Here is a 14814-nt window from a genome sequence, read left to right as displayed (position 1 = left end):
GATCAAAAGCAGATCAAGATCAAGAGCGGCTCGCTTCGCATCGTGGTTACTGCTGGCGACTGCAAAGTTGTGTAGATACCTATGACTATCGCAGGCAAGCCAGCTCCCACATGTTTATCTGCGTTATACCTGTTCCAACTGCGCCAGCCGTTCTTCCAGTGCGGCAATCCGCGCTTCCAGCTCTTCGATCCGTTCCACCGAAACAGCCCCCGCGCTACGCTCTACTGGATTGCCTCGCGCGGTCATGATCGCTTCAATATCCGCCGGATCCCCCAGCGCGTGGGTATACCGATCTTCCCGCTGGCCCGCCTGGCGCGGCACCAATACCGCCAACCCTCGGGCAATCAGGCGTTCCAGCTGGTGAACGACCTGCTCGGCATCTTCAAAGTCATGCATACGCCCGCTACGGGTCAGCAACTCGTTGACCGTCTGCGGCCCCCGCAGAAACAGCAACCCGGTCAAGATCACTTGGGCCGGCACCAGTTCCAACGCCTTGTCCACACGGTGTTCCCAGCGGTCGGCACGGCTACCCATCACCAGGCGGGTAAAGCCTTGGCCCTCCAGCGCGCGCAGGCTTTGGCCGACCTGGCCCTGGCTGAGGTTCATCACCGGCTCACGGCTGGTTTTCTGATTGCAGGCCAGCACCAGAGCGTTGAGCGTCAGGGGGTAGGTTTCCGGGTGGGTCGCCTGTTTTTCGATCAGGCAGCCGAGGATGCGGATTTCCGTGCTGTTCAGGCGCGGCTCAGGGGTGTCGGTGTCATGTTCGGCGGTCATCGCGCGTTCCCTATGCAGTGAAGGTCACCAGCGTAATCCTCAAAAAATAAAAGACAAGCGCCGGGCATGGCTATAATCGCCGCTGGTTCCAACCCTGCCATTATCGTGAGACTGACATGACTATTTCCCTGTACGCCGCTTCTATCACAGTCTTCAAGCAAATGCTCAACGCATTGAGCGATGTGCTGAACAAAGCCGAAGCCCACGCTACTGCAAAGAACATCGAGCCCAATGCCCTGCTGCAAGCGCGCCTGTTCCCGGATATGTTCCCACTGGTGCGCCAGGTACAGATCGCCGTGGACTTCGCCAAAGGCGTGTCGGCACGCCTGGCCGAGATCGAAGTGCCCAAGTACGAAGACACTGAAGTCACCTTCGCCGACCTGCAAGCGTTGATCGCCAAGGTCCTGGCGTTTGTCGACACCATCAAGCCCGAGCAGATTGACGGCAAGGAAGGTATCGAGATCGTCACCCGCCCAGGCACCCCGAAAGAGAAGCGCTTCAGCGGCCAGTCCTACCTGCTGACCTACGGCCTGCCGCAGTTCTTCTTCCACGTCACCACCGCTTACGCTCTGCTGCGTCATAACGGTGTGGAAGTGGGCAAGCGCGATTACATGGGCGCGTTCTAAACCGGCAAGCATAAAAAAGCCCGGTGTCGTTCGTGATTGAACGGCACCGGGCTTTTTTTGCGAGGCGTTTAAGCTGCCTGTTCTTCCTTGCCCAGGCAGGCCGCCGCTGTAAACAACACATCGGTAGACGAATTCAGCGCCGTTTCCGCCGAATCCTGCAATACGCCGATGATGAAACCGACGGCCACCACCTGCATGGCGATTTCACTTGGAATGCCGAACAGGCTGCACGCCAGTGGAATCAGCAGCAGCGAGCCGCCCGCTACACCGGAGGCCCCACAGGCGCAAATGGCCGCGACCACGCTGAGCAGCACCGCGGTCGGCAGGTCCACGGCAATCCCGAGGGTGTGCACGGCCGCCAGGCTTAGCACGGTGATGGTGATTGCCGCACCGGCCATATTAATGGTGGCACCGAGCGGAATCGACACCGAATAGGTGTCTTCATGCAGGCCCAGGCGCTTGCTCAACGCCAGGTTGACCGGAATGTTCGCCGCCGAGCTGCGGGTGAAGAAGGCGGTGATGCCGCTTTCACGCAGGCACATCAGCACCAATGGGTACGGGTTGCGGCGCAGTTTCCAGAACACGATGGCGGGATTGATCACCAGCGCCACGAACACCATGCAGCCGATTAACACCACCAGCAGGTGCGCATAGCCGAGCAAGGCGCCGAAACCGGAGGTGGCCAGGGTCGAGGCCACCAGGCCGAAGATGCCCAGCGGGGCGAAGCGGATGACCACGCGTACGATCAGGGTCACGCCGTTGGACAGGTCGTCCAGCACCGTGCGGGTGGTTTCACCGGCATGGCGAATGGCGACACCCATGCCGATGGCCCAGGCCAGGATACCGATGAAGTTGGCATTCATCAGTGCGCTGACCGGGTTATCCACCACGCTGAGCAACAGGCTTTGCAGCACCTCGCCAATGCCGCCGGGAGCGCTCACCGTGGCGTCATGGGTGGCCAGTACCAGAGAGGAGGGGAACAACATGCTGGCGACCACTGCGACCACGGCGGCGGAAAAGGTGCCGAGCAGGTACAGGAACAGGATCGGGCGGATATGGGTTTCCTGGCCATGTTTATGGTTGGCAATCGAGGCCATGACCAGCACAAACACCAGGATCGGCGCAACGGCCTTCAGCGCCGTGACAAACACCTTGCCGATAAAGCCCGTGGCGCGTGCGGCCTCGGGGAACAGCAAGGCCAGCACGATCCCGGCGATCAGGCCGATGACAATTTGTGTGACCAGGCTGACGCGCATTAAACGTTGCAACAGGGAAGGGGCAGCAGTCATAAAGAGTTGTCTCTAGTTTTTTTAGTAGGGCACAGCATTGCAGGCAGAAAGTACTGTAGGAAGCAGGCGCGAAGTCTAGCATGCTGTAGGACGCGTCTCGTTCGCTGCGGCATTCCGTCACCCGTTTACGTCGGATTTGGTCAAGTCCCGACATGTTCTGTTAAGATTCACCCCTCTCATCTTTCCTCTCTATCAGCGAGCCCTTCGGGCTGTCGTTGATGTCGCTGTTTCTGGAGTTTGCATGTTGTTCCCTATCTTGCTGCTGTCGGCAGCCGGTTTTACCGTGCTGACCACAGAATTCGTGATCGTCGGCTTGTTGCCCTCGATCGCCCGGGACCTGAATGTCAGTGTGTCCCAGGCCGGGCTGCTGGTGACGCTCTTCGCGTTTACCGTGGCGGCGTTCGGCCCCTTCCTGACCGCCTACTGCGCGCGGTTCCAGCGCAAGCGTCTGTTTATCAGCATCCTGATCATGTTTGCGGTGGCCAATACCGTGGCGGCATTGGCGCCCAATATTTGGATAATGTCCCTGGCTCGCTTGATTCCGGCGTTGGGCTTGCCGGTGTTTTGGGCCTTGGCCAGCGAAACGGCGGTGGACATTGTCGGCCCTGAATTCGCCGGGCGTGCCATTGAAAAAATCGGCTTCGGCATCGTCTGCGCCACCGTGTTCGGGATTCCGGTAGGCACGCTGATTTCCGATATGTTCGGTTGGCGCACCGCCTTTGCAGTGCTTGCGGTGATTGCCCTGGCCAAAGCGTTATTGCTGTACATCTACCTGCCGGTCACCCAGGCAAAGAACGAGCAAGTCACCTTGCGCTCGCAATTCAAGATCCTGCGCAGCCCGGTGATGCAGGGCCACATCCTGCTGTCGATCCTGGTCTTCAGCGGCATGTTCACCGCCTATACCTACCTGGCGGATATCCTTGAGCGCTTGGCAGGGTTCGACGGCACGCTGGTGGGGTGGTGCCTGATGGGCTTCGGCGCGGTCGGGCTGATCGGCAATTCCCTCGGCGGGCGCGCGGTGGATCGTCACCCCTTGATTGCGTCCATAGTGTTCTGCGGGTTTATGATCGCGGGCATGGTGGCAGTGGTGCCGGCGATTCATTCCACCATTGGCCTGGCGGCAGCGATGGCGGTATGGGGCGTGACCCAGGCGGCGATGTTCCTGGTCAGCCATGTGCGATTGATGAAGGCGGCGCCCCACGCGCCGGCGTTTGCCGCCTCGCTGAATATCGCCGGGGCCAATCTCGGCATTGGCCTGGGTGCAATGGTGGGTGGGCATGTGATTGACACCCTGGGCCTGGGCAGCCTGGGCTTTGCCGCCTCAGGGTTCATCCTGGTGTCGATCCTGCTCGCACTGTGGCTGATGAGCGCCAAACCTCGCGCGGCCAGCGCCTGATCAAAGGGGCGCGCAGTTTTTTCAGGGCAGGGCGGTAAACAACTCGCGTCTTGCCCCTTCGGTAATCGCCACGATGCCGGGGTGCTTGACCTTGCGCTCCACCGAGATCGCATAGAACGACTCGGTCACCGCGTCGGTCTGGCCGATCAGCGCCACGCCGTATTGGCGCACCACCTCATCGGCAATCACGCTGGGGGCGATGAAAATTCCGCTGCCGGATTGCCCAAACGCTTGCATCAACGCACTGTCGTCGAATTCACCGATGATCCGCGGTTGAATCTGCTGCTCGGCAAACCAGCGCTGCAACCGGCTGCGCACTACGGTCTCTGCCCCCGGAATCAATAACGGCGCACCGTGCAAACACTGTGGGAAATCGCCGCCATGCTGGTCAGCCAACGCCTGGGTGGCGAAAAAACTGATGCCGCATTCCCCCAGTTTCTGGCTGTAGCCCTTGATATCCAGATGGCTCGGCATCGGGCTGTCGGAAATCACCAGGTCCAGGCGCTGGATCGCCAGGTCGGCGAGTAAACGTTCGAGTTTGTCTTCGCGGCAGGTGATGCGCAGCGGTTCGCTCAGCTCCATGGTGGGGGCGATCAGGCGGTAGACGATGGATTTTGGCACCACATCCGCCACGCCGACCCTGAACGGGATCTGTTGCTCATCGGGCTGGGCGCGCAGCATCGTCTCAAGTTCGTTGCCCGTCTGGAACATCTGCTCGGCGTAGGGCAGCGCCTGGCGCCCGGCTTCGGTCAGCTCAAGCTGGCGCCCCACCCGCTGAAACAGAGCAATGCCAAAGGTTTGCTCCAATAGGCTGATCTGCCCGCTGATGGTCTGGGGCGTGAGGTTCAGCTGTTCGCAGGCACGCACGATGCTCCCAGTCTTGGCCACCACCCAGAAGTAATGCAGCTGTCGATAATTGAGCATCGGGGTCTACACTTCGTAAAAAACGAAGTATACGCGAGAAAAATACGAATTTTCCTGAACTGTTCCCCTGCATAGAATGCATCGCTATCGCGGGGCCACTATTTGGACCCAATGGTTCTAATGAGGAATACAGCATGAAACTCAATTCCCTGGGCGCGGCGTCGCTGCTTGCGCTTTCATTGGTGATGATCGGCGGTTGTGATCAGGTCGAGAAAAGCGCGCAGCAAGTGTTGGGCAAAGCCAGCGAATCGGCCAAGCAAGCGATCGATGACACCCAGAAGGCTGCCGAGCAGGCATTGAGTGAAGCGACCCAGGGCTTGATCAATCCGCAGAAGAAAGATGATCAGGAAGAAAAAGACGCTGAATCGAACACCCAAGAAACCTAATTTCCAAGCACTACCACGTCAGGACTGACCTATGGATTACCTTTTACAACTGGCCGCCAGCCCCACCGCCTGGGTCGCACTGGCTACCTTGATCGTCATGGAAATCGTGCTGGGCATCGATAACCTGATCTTTATCTCGATCCTCACCAACAAACTACCCGAGCAGCACCGGGCCAAGGCGCGGCGCATCGGTATCAGCATGGCGCTGGTATTGCGCCTGGGCCTGTTGAGCACCATCGCCTTCATCGTGCAGTTGACGGCGCCGGTGTTTGAAGTGTTCGGCCAGGCGTTCTCCTGGAAGGACATGATCCTGATCGCCGGTGGCCTGTTCCTGGTGTGGAAGGCAACCACCGAAATCCATCACAGCATGGACCCGGAGCCTGAAGAGAAAGCAACGGTTGGCAACACCGTGGCCATCGGCTTCGCGGCGGCCATCGGGCAGATCCTGTTGCTCGACCTGGTGTTCTCCATCGACAGTATCATCACGGCCGTGGGCATGACCGAGCACTTGCCTATCATGATCATTGCCGTGGTGACCTCGGTGATCGTGATGCTGGTGGCGGCCGAACCGTTGGCCAAGTTCATCAATGACAACCCGACCGTGGTGATGCTGGCCCTGGGCTTTTTGATCATGATCGGCATGACGCTGATCGCCGAAGGCTTCGGCGCCCACGTGCCAAAAGGCTACGTGTATGCGGCCATGGCGTTCTCGGCGGCTATCGAATGCCTGAACATCGCACGGCGTAATCGCCACAAGCGTTTGCTCGCTGCCCGCGAGTAACCGCTGACCCAAAAGGCCGGCTGCGCTCACAAGAGCCCAGCCGGCCTTTTGCTGTCTGTTAGAATCGGCCCACTTGATAGCTTGAGGTCTTCCATGAACGAGCCGATTCGCCTTACCCAGTACAGCCACGGTGCGGGTTGCGGCTGCAAGATTTCGCCCCAGGTGTTGGAGGTGATCCTTGCCGGCAGTGGCGCACAGAACCTGGACCCCAACCTGTGGGTGGGCAACGCTTCACGCGATGATGCGGCGGTATACGCCATTGACGACGAGCGCGGCGTGGTCTCCACCACGGACTTTTTCATGCCGATAGTCGACGATCCCTTCGACTTCGGCCGCATCGCTGCCACCAATGCCATCAGCGACATTTATGCCATGGGCGGCGACCCCTTGATGGCCATCGCTATTCTTGGCTGGCCGGTCAACGTGCTGGCGCCGGAGATTGCCCGCGAAGTCATCCGCGGGGGCCGTTCGGTGTGCGACGCTGCCGGTATCCCGCTGGCGGGTGGGCATTCCATTGACGCCCCGGAGCCGATCTTTGGCCTGGCCGTTACCGGGATCGTGCAAAAGCGCCACATGAAGCGCAACGACACTGCCACTGCCGGCTGCAAGCTGTACCTGACCAAGCCTTTGGGCATCGGTATCCTCACCACCGCCGAAAAGAAGGGCAAGTTGCGCGAGGCCGACGTCGGCCTGGCCCGTGACTGGATGTGCACCCTCAACAAGCCTGGCAGCCGTTTCGGCAAGTTGGCCGGTGTCACTGCGATGACAGACGTTACCGGTTTCGGCCTGCTCGGCCACTTGGTGGAAATGGCTGACGGCAGTGGCCTGACGGCCCGCATCGAGTATGCAAAAGTCCCACGTCTGCCAGGGGTTGAGTACTACCTGGACCAGGGCTGCGTACCGGGCGGCACCTTGCGCAACTTCGACAGCTACGCCAGCAAGCTCGGGCGCGTGCAGGAGTTGCACAAGCGCGTGCTGTGCGACCCACAGACCAGCGGTGGCCTGCTGATCGCCGTCACCCCCGAAGGCGATAGCGAGTTTCACGCGGTAGCCGCCGAACTGGGCCTGAACCTTGAGCCAATCGGCGAACTGCTTGAGCGACAGACCAACGCAGTAGAGGTGATTTGATGGCAACTGACATCACCGATTACCGCGACATCTTCCTCAATGACCGGCCGATGATGGATACCCGCGCGCCGGTCGAATTCGTCAAGGGCGCGTTCCCCGGGGTGGTCAACCTGCCGCTGATGACCGACGACGAGCGCCAGCGGGTGGGCACCTGCTACAAGCAGCAAGGCCAGCAAGCTGCAATCGTCCTGGGCCATGAGCTGGTCTCTGGATCGATCAAGGCCGAGCGCATCGAGCAATGGGCGCAGTTTGCCCAGGCTAATCCGGATGGCTACCTGTACTGCTTTCGTGGTGGGCTGCGTTCGCAGATCGTGCAGCAATGGTTGAAAACCGAAGCGGGCATCGAGTATCCGCGTGTCGGCGGTGGCTACAAGGCAATGCGTACGTTCCTGCTGGAGACCCTGGAACAGACGACCGCTGAATGCGATTTCGTGCTGCTTGGCGGTATGACCGGTACCGGCAAGACGGAGGTATTGGGTCAACTGCGCAACGCCCTGGACCTGGAGGGCCATGCCAACCATCGGGGTTCCAGCTTCGGCAAGCGTGCCACCGCGCAGCCGTCCAATATCGACTTCGAGAACCGCCTGGCCGTGGACCTGTTGAAGAAACGCGCAGCGGGCATTGGCCAGTTCGTGGTCGAGGACGAGAGCCGCATGATCGGCAGCTGTGCGCTGCCACTGCCATTGCACAAGGGGATGCAGACGTTTCCAATGGTGTGGCTGGAAGACAGCGTTGAGGGCCGCGTCGAGCGCATCCTGAAGGATTACGTGGTCGACCTGTGCGCCGAGTTCATTGACGTGTTTGGTGAACGCGGCCAGCTATTATTTGCCGAGCGCCTGACCCAAAGCCTGGTCAATATTCACAAGCGTCTGGGCGGTGAACGTTTCCAGCGGCTGCAGGCGATTTTGCAGGACGCCCTGGCAGAACAGGCGCGCAGCGGTGCAGTGGACCTGCACCGCGTGTGGATCGAAGGCTTGTTGCGCGAGTATTACGACCCGATGTATGCGTTCCAGCGCGAGAGCAAAGGCGCTCGGATCGAGTTTGCCGGGGAGCAAGGGGCGGTGGTGGAATATTTGCGTGAACGAGCAGCTCGGGTGGGCTGATCTTTCGGACGCCATCGCAGGCAAGCCAGCTCCCACCTTTTGAAGTGTGAATACATACAAAGGTGGGAGCTGGCTTGCCTGCGATGAGGCCATCAGCCCCACTGAAAATCTAAAGAATCACCGCCCCAATCAACCCACACACCACTCCCACCAGCATGGTCAACCCGGCCACCGTCACCAGTACCCGTGCATCGAAATCCTTGCGCAGCATCAGCAGCGACGGCAGGCTCACGCTCGGCAGGGTCATCAGCAGGGCAACGGCCGGGCCGGTGCCCATGCCCAGGGTCATCATGGTTTGTACGATGGGTATTTCTGCCGCTGTAGGAATCACGAATAACGTACCGACGATCGCCAGCGGCACCAGCCACACCAGGCTGTTGGCCATCGCCCCGTCCACATGGGGGAACAGCCACACCCTTGCTGCACCGAGGATCAATACCGCCAGAATGTACACCGGGATGGTGCTCCAGAACAGTTGCCACAAGGTGCGCAACCAACGGCTCAGGAAGGGTTGCGACTCCAGGGTGCTGACTTCGGCGACAGCCTCCAGCGCCGCTTCCGGCACTTGATCAGGGCGCGCGATACGCTGCGCTACCAGAGACACCCCCACCACCAGCACGATCCCGGCCACCAGCCGCAGCGCGGTAAAGTCCCAGCCCAGCACAAACCCCATGAACACCAGCGTGGCCGGGTTCAACACCGGGTTGGCAATCCAGAACGCCAGCGCCGCGCCCACCGACACCTGCTGACGGCGCATGCCCGCCGCCACTGGCGCTGCACAGCAACTGCACATCATTCCCGGCAAGGCAAATAGCCCGCCGCGCAGGGTCGAGCCCAGCCCGGCGCGGCCAAACAGGCGCAGCAGCCAGTCGCGAGGGATCAGTACTTGCAGTAATGAACCGAGGATCACCGCCAGCACTGCGGCTTTCCAGATCGCCAGGAAATACACTTGGGCGTAGGCCAGCGCCGCTGTCAGGGGCGAGCTTTGCTGGTCATTGAGAATCGAGGCGCCAATGCTGTGGTTGTCCGCCGCTACAAACGCCTTGAGGTAGTAGGGCGACCATTTCACATAGTAGAGGCCGATGCAGGCCACCAGCAGAAACAAGGCAGGCTTGTACCAGAACGACCAGCCCCGATTGGGCTGGGAGGACGCGAGGTTGGACATGAAGAGGATCCGCAGGTGAGTCGATAGCCGGGCATCATACGCCCCTGCGGCTCACGCTTCAGATATCTGCACTGACCTGGGTCGGATCCGGGCAGGTTTCATCGCCGTTATTCAGCCCCTGCTTATAGTTGCGACTGAGCAGCGAGGCCTTGCCGTTGTGCCAGGTCAGCGTCAATACGTACAGGGAGTCATAGTCATTGCCAGACCAGTCATCGGTGAGGGTGTGCTTTTCGCCGGACGCTTCGCTGGCGACTTTGTTGATCAGCTCCGGCAGGTAACCATGGGACCAGGCCGTGTAGATCGTCGCGTTGCGGTACTTGTCCTCGACCAGTTCTTCGGCCAGGGCGCTGGTGTCATTCGCTGAGAATTCGATGTTCACCGGCAGGCCAAGCTTGATCGCGCTGGGGCTGATGGTAATCAGTGGGCGAATGTAGCTGTAGGAATTGTCCAGTTCACCTTCCTCGACATTGCGTGTCGGGTTGGCGGCAAACACGTAGTTGGCCTTGCCAAACTTCTCCGGCAGGACAGTAGCCAGGTTCATGGCACGGTTCAGGCCCTGGCAATTGAGCTGGCCCAGGCCACCGGCCGGTTTTTCGCCGTGGCGCAGGAATACCAGGGTTTGCACGCCGTCCACGGGTTGGGCACGGCTTTCACGGGCGTCGAGAGCGGTGACGATGGCCGCGCTGACCAGCAGCAGCGGCAACATCATGTATGAATAACGTTTGAATCGTTGCACAAGGCGCAGAGGCTTGATCTTCATTATAGGTTCGAGTCTTCGTGCGTCGGGTTAAGGCGGACAGGCCCGGCCCCAGTGACGCGGCAAGCGTCCTGCGGTATTCCCTGTCGATATAGCAAGGTGCCTCCATTCACCCTTCGGGCGCTCTTAAGAGTGCAATCGGGCGTTTTGGTTCGCCCAGAGGGGATACTAGTGGGCAAATGTTGCGCAACGATGACCCATGCACGGTGGCGGGCAGATGACTATCATGAGGGCTTTCCGTCCAGGGGGTTCTCGATGAACGCACTCGCCGCTTTCCCGATCAACAGCAAATGGCCTGCCCAGCACCCGGATCGCCTGCAGTTGTATTCGTTGCCCACGCCCAACGGCGTCAAGGTGTCGATCATGCTCGAAGAACTGGGGCTGCCCTATGAAGCGCACAAGGTCAGTTTCGACACTCAGGATCAGATGTCCCCGGAGTTCATGTCCCTGAACCCCAACAACAAGATCCCCGCGATCATTGATCCTAACGGCCCGAGCGGGCAGCCGCTGGCGCTGTTCGAGTCCGGCGCGATCCTGATCTACCTGGCGGAAAAGACCAGCCAGTTGCTTTCCGAAGACCCGGCCACCCGCTATGAAACCCTGCAGTGGCTGATGTTCCAGATGGCCGGGATCGGCCCGATGTTCGGCCAGGTGGGGTTCTTCAACAAGTTCGCCGGCAAGGCTTATGAAGACAAGCGCCCGCGTGACCGCTACGCCGCTGAAGCCCGGCGCTTGCTGGGCGTTCTGGAAAAACGCCTGCTGGGCCGCACCTGGATCATGGGGGACGAGTACAGCATTGCCGACATCGCCACTTTCCCCTGGATTCGCAACCTGATCGGTTTCTACGAATCCGGCGACCTGGTGGGCATTGCCGATTTCCCTAACGTACTGCGCGCATTGGACGGCTTTGTCGCACGTCCGGCGGTCATCCGTGGCCTGAATATTCCGAGCTGAAGCATGTCGACTTTCGAGTTCCAACAACTGGATGTATTCAGCCGCGTACCGCTTAAAGGCAACCCGTTGGCCGTGGTGCTCGGCGCCGATAGCCTCACTGATCAGCAGATGGCCGACTTTGCCAACTGGACCAATCTCAGCGAAACCACGTTTTTGCTGAAACCCAGGGATCCACGGGCCGACTACCGCGTACGCATTTTCACCACCCTCACGGAACTGCCGTTTGCCGGCCACCCGACGTTGGGCAGTTGCCACGCCTGGTTGCAGGCCGGTGGCGTACCCCGAGGTGAGGAGATTGTTCAGGAGTGCGAAATCGGTCTGGTGCGCATCCGCCGCCAAGGTGATGAACTGGCGTTTATCGCGCCGCCGTTGTTGCGTGCAGGGGCCGTGGAGGCGCCGTTGCTGGAACGCGTGCGTCTGGCATTGAAGCTGGCGCCCGAGGCGATTGTGCGCAGCCAGTGGGTCGACAATGGTGCCGGGTGGCTGGCGGTGATGCTGGCTGATCGTGACGCGGTGCTCGCGTTGCAACCGGACTATGCGCAACTGCTGGGCCTGGCCGTGGGGGTGATCGCCCCCTGTGATCCAGTGCGTGACGCGGTAGACGCACAATTTGAAGTGCGCGCCTTTATCGCTGGCGATGGCGCCCCTGAAGACCCGGCCACCGGCAGTTTGAACGCAGGTGTTGCCCAATGGCTGCTCGCCGAGAGCTTGGCGCCCAGCCGTTATGTGGTCAGCCAGGGCACGGCGATGGGGCGAGCAGGGCGTATTCACATCGAGCGCCGGGGCGATGAGGTGTGGGTCGGCGGCGCCGTAGCGCTGTGTATCCAAGGGCAGCTACAGCTCTAGATCAATAAATTGTTACGCGCCTGGCAATACACTATTGGCCCCTTGGCATTTGTGTTGCCGGGACTTGGGGGCATAAGCTTTGGCCCCAAAGATTTCAGCCATTTTTCAGGAAAGCCATGACCAGTCAGTTCCCCCAAGCCCGCCCACGTCGCCTGCGCCGCTCCCCGCAACTGCGTGGCTTGTTCCAGGAAAGCGAATTCACCCTTAACGACCTGGTGTTGCCGATCTTCGTTGAAGAAGAAATTGACGATTTCGTACCGATTACCAGTATGCCGGGCGTGCTGCGTATCCCGGAGAAGAAACTGGCCGGCGAGATCGAGCGTTACGCCCGTGCCGGCATCAAGTCGGTGATGACCTTCGGCGTATCCCACCACCTCGACGCCAACGGCAGCGATACCTGGAAAGAGCGCGGCCTGGTTTCGCGCATGTCCTCGATCATCAAGGACGCGGTGCCGGAAATGATTGTGATGTCCGACACCTGCTTCTGCGAATACACCGACCACGGCCATTGCGGCGTGATGCACGGTGCCCATGTCGACAACGACGCAACCCTGGTCAACCTCGGCAAACAAGCTGTGGCCGCTGCCCGCGCCGGCGCCGACGTGATCGCTCCGTCCGCCGCCATGGACGGCCAGGTCCAGGCCATCCGCCGTGCCCTCGACGACGCCGGTTTCACCCACATCCCGATCATGGCCTACTCGACCAAATTCGCCTCGGCCCTTTACGGCCCCTTCCGCGAAGCGGGCGGCAGCGCCCTCAAGGGCGACCGCAAAAGCTACCAGATGAACCCGATGAACCGCCGTGAAGCCGTGCGCGAATCGCTGCTGGACGAACAGGAAGGTGCCGATGCGCTGATGGTCAAGCCAGCCGGCGCTTACCTAGACATCATCCGCGACATCCGCGAGGCGTCACGCCTGCCCGTCGCGGCGTATCAGGTGAGCGGTGAGTACGCGATGATCAAGTTTGGCGCACAGGCGGGGGCGATTGATGAGGATCGAGTGGTGCGCGAGACGCTGGGCTCGATCAAGCGGGCTGGGGCGGATTTGATTTTTACGTACTTTGCGATGGATTTGGCGTTGGCGGGGATCTAAAGGCGGCGTTTAGCCCTGTGGCAAAGGAGGTTAGTCGCCACGGGGCATCCTCTAGACCTGCACCGATTCAGCCCATCGCTGGCAGAAATCATGCTGCTGTTGTATATCACTGGTGAGATCGTTTTCCTCGTGAGCGAATATATGTACAACTTCCCCATCTGGCCGCCCCAGTGTTAGCTCGTAAGCAATAAGGCCATTCGACATATGTGAGGACATACCTGATGTATGAACGTTAATTTTCGCGCCTTTGCAAAGAAAAACGGTGTCTTTCATATCCGCTCTCAATACACCGAAGCAGTCGTATAAATCCATCGCTGTATAGGTTTTTTTTGTCCCATTGCTTAGCGACAGATAAAGGGTGGGCTTGCCTCCTTCGTATTCGATCACTGCGCTGTCACGTATACCGTTTTTAATGATGGTGATTTCACGCGATTTCATGGGTATTTCCTATTAGGGTTCAATATCGTGTATCCCTTGAAAGTACCGTCTTCGTTGACTGGCGATGCACCTAAAATATCCTTGGTATCTATTCGTCCAGGGATTGCGATTTCTAACTCGTTTCTATGTTTGGAACGTGTGCCCAACGCTTTATTTACGTCTATTCCAGGGATTTTTCTTAGGGTGTAAAGAAAGCCTTCCTCGAAGCCAAAATTTGAAGCGAATACCAAGGCTTGTTTCCTTGAGGTCGAAGTAGGGACGAAATTGCTGGGAGGGCTGGCATTATTCAACGTGTGCAGGAAAAGGTCTGTGCTGGCGCCTCTACTTTCAAAACCGCTTTCAAAAATTTCATCTGGCTCTCTTAAATCCCCGCGGAATAGATATTCTCTTTTTTTATCTGAGCTGGGGAGCGAGGGAGCCCCCTCATCTACCTTTGCCTGGCCGTGGGAGGTTTCAGTATGTTTATGTGGCTTACATCCATCTGCACCTGGACACGTACTTAAGCCTAGCTGATCCACCCACCCCGTAGGGTTGGGTACATACCGGTACCCATTGATCCCCCCCGCCAACTTCACCGGATCCGGCGTGAGGTAACGACCAATATCTGGATTGTAGTAGCGATGGCGGTTGTAGTGCAGTCCGCTTTCCTGGTCGAAATACTGACCCTGGAAACGCAGCGGATTGTCGATTTTGCCTACGTCGAGCCGGGCGATCTGGCCGTAGGCGCGGTAGTGGGCGGACCAGACGATTTCGCCTTCGGTGTCGGTCAGTTCTTGCGGGGTGCCGAGGTGGTCGAGTTGGTAGTGGTAGGGCTTTGTTTCTTTTGGACCAAATCCTTCCAGCAGTGCCAACGGGCGGAAGCTGTCTGGCTCGTAGATATAACTGCGATGACAGTCCGCATGGTGCTCGGCAATCAGCTTGTCGCCTTGCCAAAAAAACTCGGTGGTCTCGCCATCCACGGTTTTGCTGACACGTCGCCCAAACGGGTCGTAGCGGTAACTGGCGGTTTCGCCGTTCGGCTTTGTGATGGTGATTAACCGATGCTGGCAGTCGTAGCGATATTCGGTGACGAGTTGATGGCCTTTGCCGCGCCGTTCGCGGATAAGGTTGCCGAAGGCGTCGTAGTCGTAATGGCGGTCGCCCTGGATCATCAGGC

General features: G+C 59.4%; 16 protein-coding genes. 9 read left to right on the top strand and 7 right to left on the bottom strand.

Annotated features, from left to right (window positions below; translation table 11 throughout):
* Positions 1–123: 123 nt before the first annotated feature.
* Positions 124–774, bottom strand: a complete 651-nt coding sequence (locus tag E4P00_RS09650) for a DUF480 domain-containing protein (protein ID WP_216091019.1) — start codon at positions 772–774, stop codon at positions 124–126.
* A 116-nt stretch (positions 775–890) separates the two neighbouring features.
* Here E4P00_RS09650 and E4P00_RS09645 point away from each other — a divergent pair, with 116 nt between their 5' ends.
* Entirely contained in the window at positions 891–1400 is a 510-nt protein-coding gene (locus E4P00_RS09645) for a DUF1993 domain-containing protein (protein ID WP_248131291.1), read from the top strand.
* Between the two features lie 68 nt (positions 1401–1468).
* Here E4P00_RS09645 and sstT read toward each other — a convergent pair whose 3' ends face one another.
* Entirely contained in the window at positions 1469–2689 is a 1221-nt protein-coding gene (sstT, locus tag E4P00_RS09640) for a serine/threonine transporter SstT (protein ID WP_032876799.1), read from the bottom strand.
* 241 nt (positions 2690–2930) lie between these two features.
* On the opposite strand from sstT, the gene E4P00_RS09635 reads away from it, so the two are divergent.
* Complete coding sequence (locus E4P00_RS09635) at positions 2931–4085, top strand: MFS transporter (RefSeq protein ID WP_248131290.1); 1155 nt, start codon at positions 2931–2933, stop codon at positions 4083–4085.
* Positions 4086–4106: 21 nt separating this feature from the next.
* Here the strand turns inward: E4P00_RS09635 and nhaR are convergent, their stop codons facing one another.
* Complete coding sequence (gene nhaR, locus E4P00_RS09630) at positions 4107–5009, bottom strand: transcriptional activator NhaR (RefSeq protein WP_032876794.1); 903 nt, start codon at positions 5007–5009, stop codon at positions 4107–4109.
* A 134-nt stretch (positions 5010–5143) separates the two neighbouring features.
* Between nhaR and E4P00_RS09625 the strand changes: the two genes are divergently transcribed.
* From E4P00_RS09625 to mnmH, 4 genes are all read left to right on the top strand, one after another.
* Positions 5144–5395, top strand: coding sequence for a hypothetical protein (locus E4P00_RS09625; RefSeq protein WP_005786899.1), 252 nt, complete (start codon positions 5144–5146; stop codon positions 5393–5395).
* A gap of 31 nt (positions 5396–5426) precedes the next feature.
* Positions 5427–6176, top strand: a complete 750-nt coding sequence (locus E4P00_RS09620; RefSeq protein WP_005786902.1) for a TerC family protein — start codon at positions 5427–5429, stop codon at positions 6174–6176.
* Between the two features lie 93 nt (positions 6177–6269).
* Positions 6270–7304, top strand: a complete 1035-nt coding sequence (selD, locus tag E4P00_RS09615) for a selenide, water dikinase SelD (RefSeq protein WP_078820856.1) — start codon at positions 6270–6272, stop codon at positions 7302–7304.
* Positions 7304–8407 carry a tRNA 2-selenouridine(34) synthase MnmH gene (gene mnmH, locus E4P00_RS09610; protein ID WP_248131289.1) on the top strand — a complete coding sequence of 368 codons (1104 nt, stop codon included), beginning with the start codon at positions 7304–7306 and terminating at the stop codon, positions 8405–8407. Before selD ends, mnmH begins: the two co-directional genes overlap by 1 nt.
* A 109-nt stretch (positions 8408–8516) precedes the next feature.
* On the opposite strand, the gene E4P00_RS09605 is transcribed toward mnmH, so the two are convergent.
* On the bottom strand, positions 8517–9572 hold the full coding sequence (locus tag E4P00_RS09605; protein WP_032876785.1) for a permease: 1056 nt from the start codon (positions 9570–9572) through the stop codon (positions 8517–8519).
* A gap of 58 nt (positions 9573–9630) precedes the next feature.
* Positions 9631–10332: a hypothetical protein gene (locus E4P00_RS09600; RefSeq protein WP_005786910.1), complete on the bottom strand. Its 702-nt coding sequence runs from the start codon at positions 10330–10332 to the stop codon at positions 9631–9633.
* 252 nt (positions 10333–10584) lie between these two features.
* Between E4P00_RS09600 and E4P00_RS09595 the strand changes: the two genes are divergently transcribed.
* From E4P00_RS09595 to hemB, 3 genes are all read left to right on the top strand, one after another.
* Positions 10585–11283 carry a glutathione S-transferase N-terminal domain-containing protein gene (locus E4P00_RS09595; RefSeq protein WP_103735442.1) on the top strand — a complete coding sequence of 233 codons (699 nt, stop codon included), beginning with the start codon at positions 10585–10587 and terminating at the stop codon, positions 11281–11283.
* A gap of 3 nt (positions 11284–11286) precedes the next feature.
* On the top strand, positions 11287–12129 hold the full coding sequence (locus E4P00_RS09590; RefSeq protein WP_248131288.1) for a PhzF family phenazine biosynthesis protein: 843 nt from the start codon (positions 11287–11289) through the stop codon (positions 12127–12129).
* A 116-nt stretch (positions 12130–12245) separates the two neighbouring features.
* The gene (hemB, locus tag E4P00_RS09585) at positions 12246–13220 is read left to right on the top strand and encodes a porphobilinogen synthase (protein ID WP_005786915.1); all 975 of its coding nucleotides are present in this window, start codon (positions 12246–12248) and stop codon (positions 13218–13220) included.
* Positions 13221–13271: 51 nt separating this feature from the next.
* Here the strand turns inward: hemB and E4P00_RS09580 are convergent, their stop codons facing one another.
* The gene (locus E4P00_RS09580; protein ID WP_248131287.1) at positions 13272–13658 is read right to left on the bottom strand and encodes a hypothetical protein; all 387 of its coding nucleotides are present in this window, start codon (positions 13656–13658) and stop codon (positions 13272–13274) included.
* A partial coding sequence (locus tag E4P00_RS09575) for an RHS repeat-associated core domain-containing protein (RefSeq protein ID WP_248131286.1) occupies positions 13655–14814 on the bottom strand: 1160 nt, incomplete at its 5' end. The genes E4P00_RS09575 and E4P00_RS09580, both read right to left, overlap by 4 nt.

Source organism: Pseudomonas sp. B329, from assembly GCF_023127835.1.
Lineage (GTDB): Bacteria > Pseudomonadota > Gammaproteobacteria > Pseudomonadales > Pseudomonadaceae > Aquipseudomonas > Aquipseudomonas synxantha_A.
Note: the sequence above shows the minus strand (reverse complement) of the source record. Positions and strands in the feature narration are given on the sequence as shown.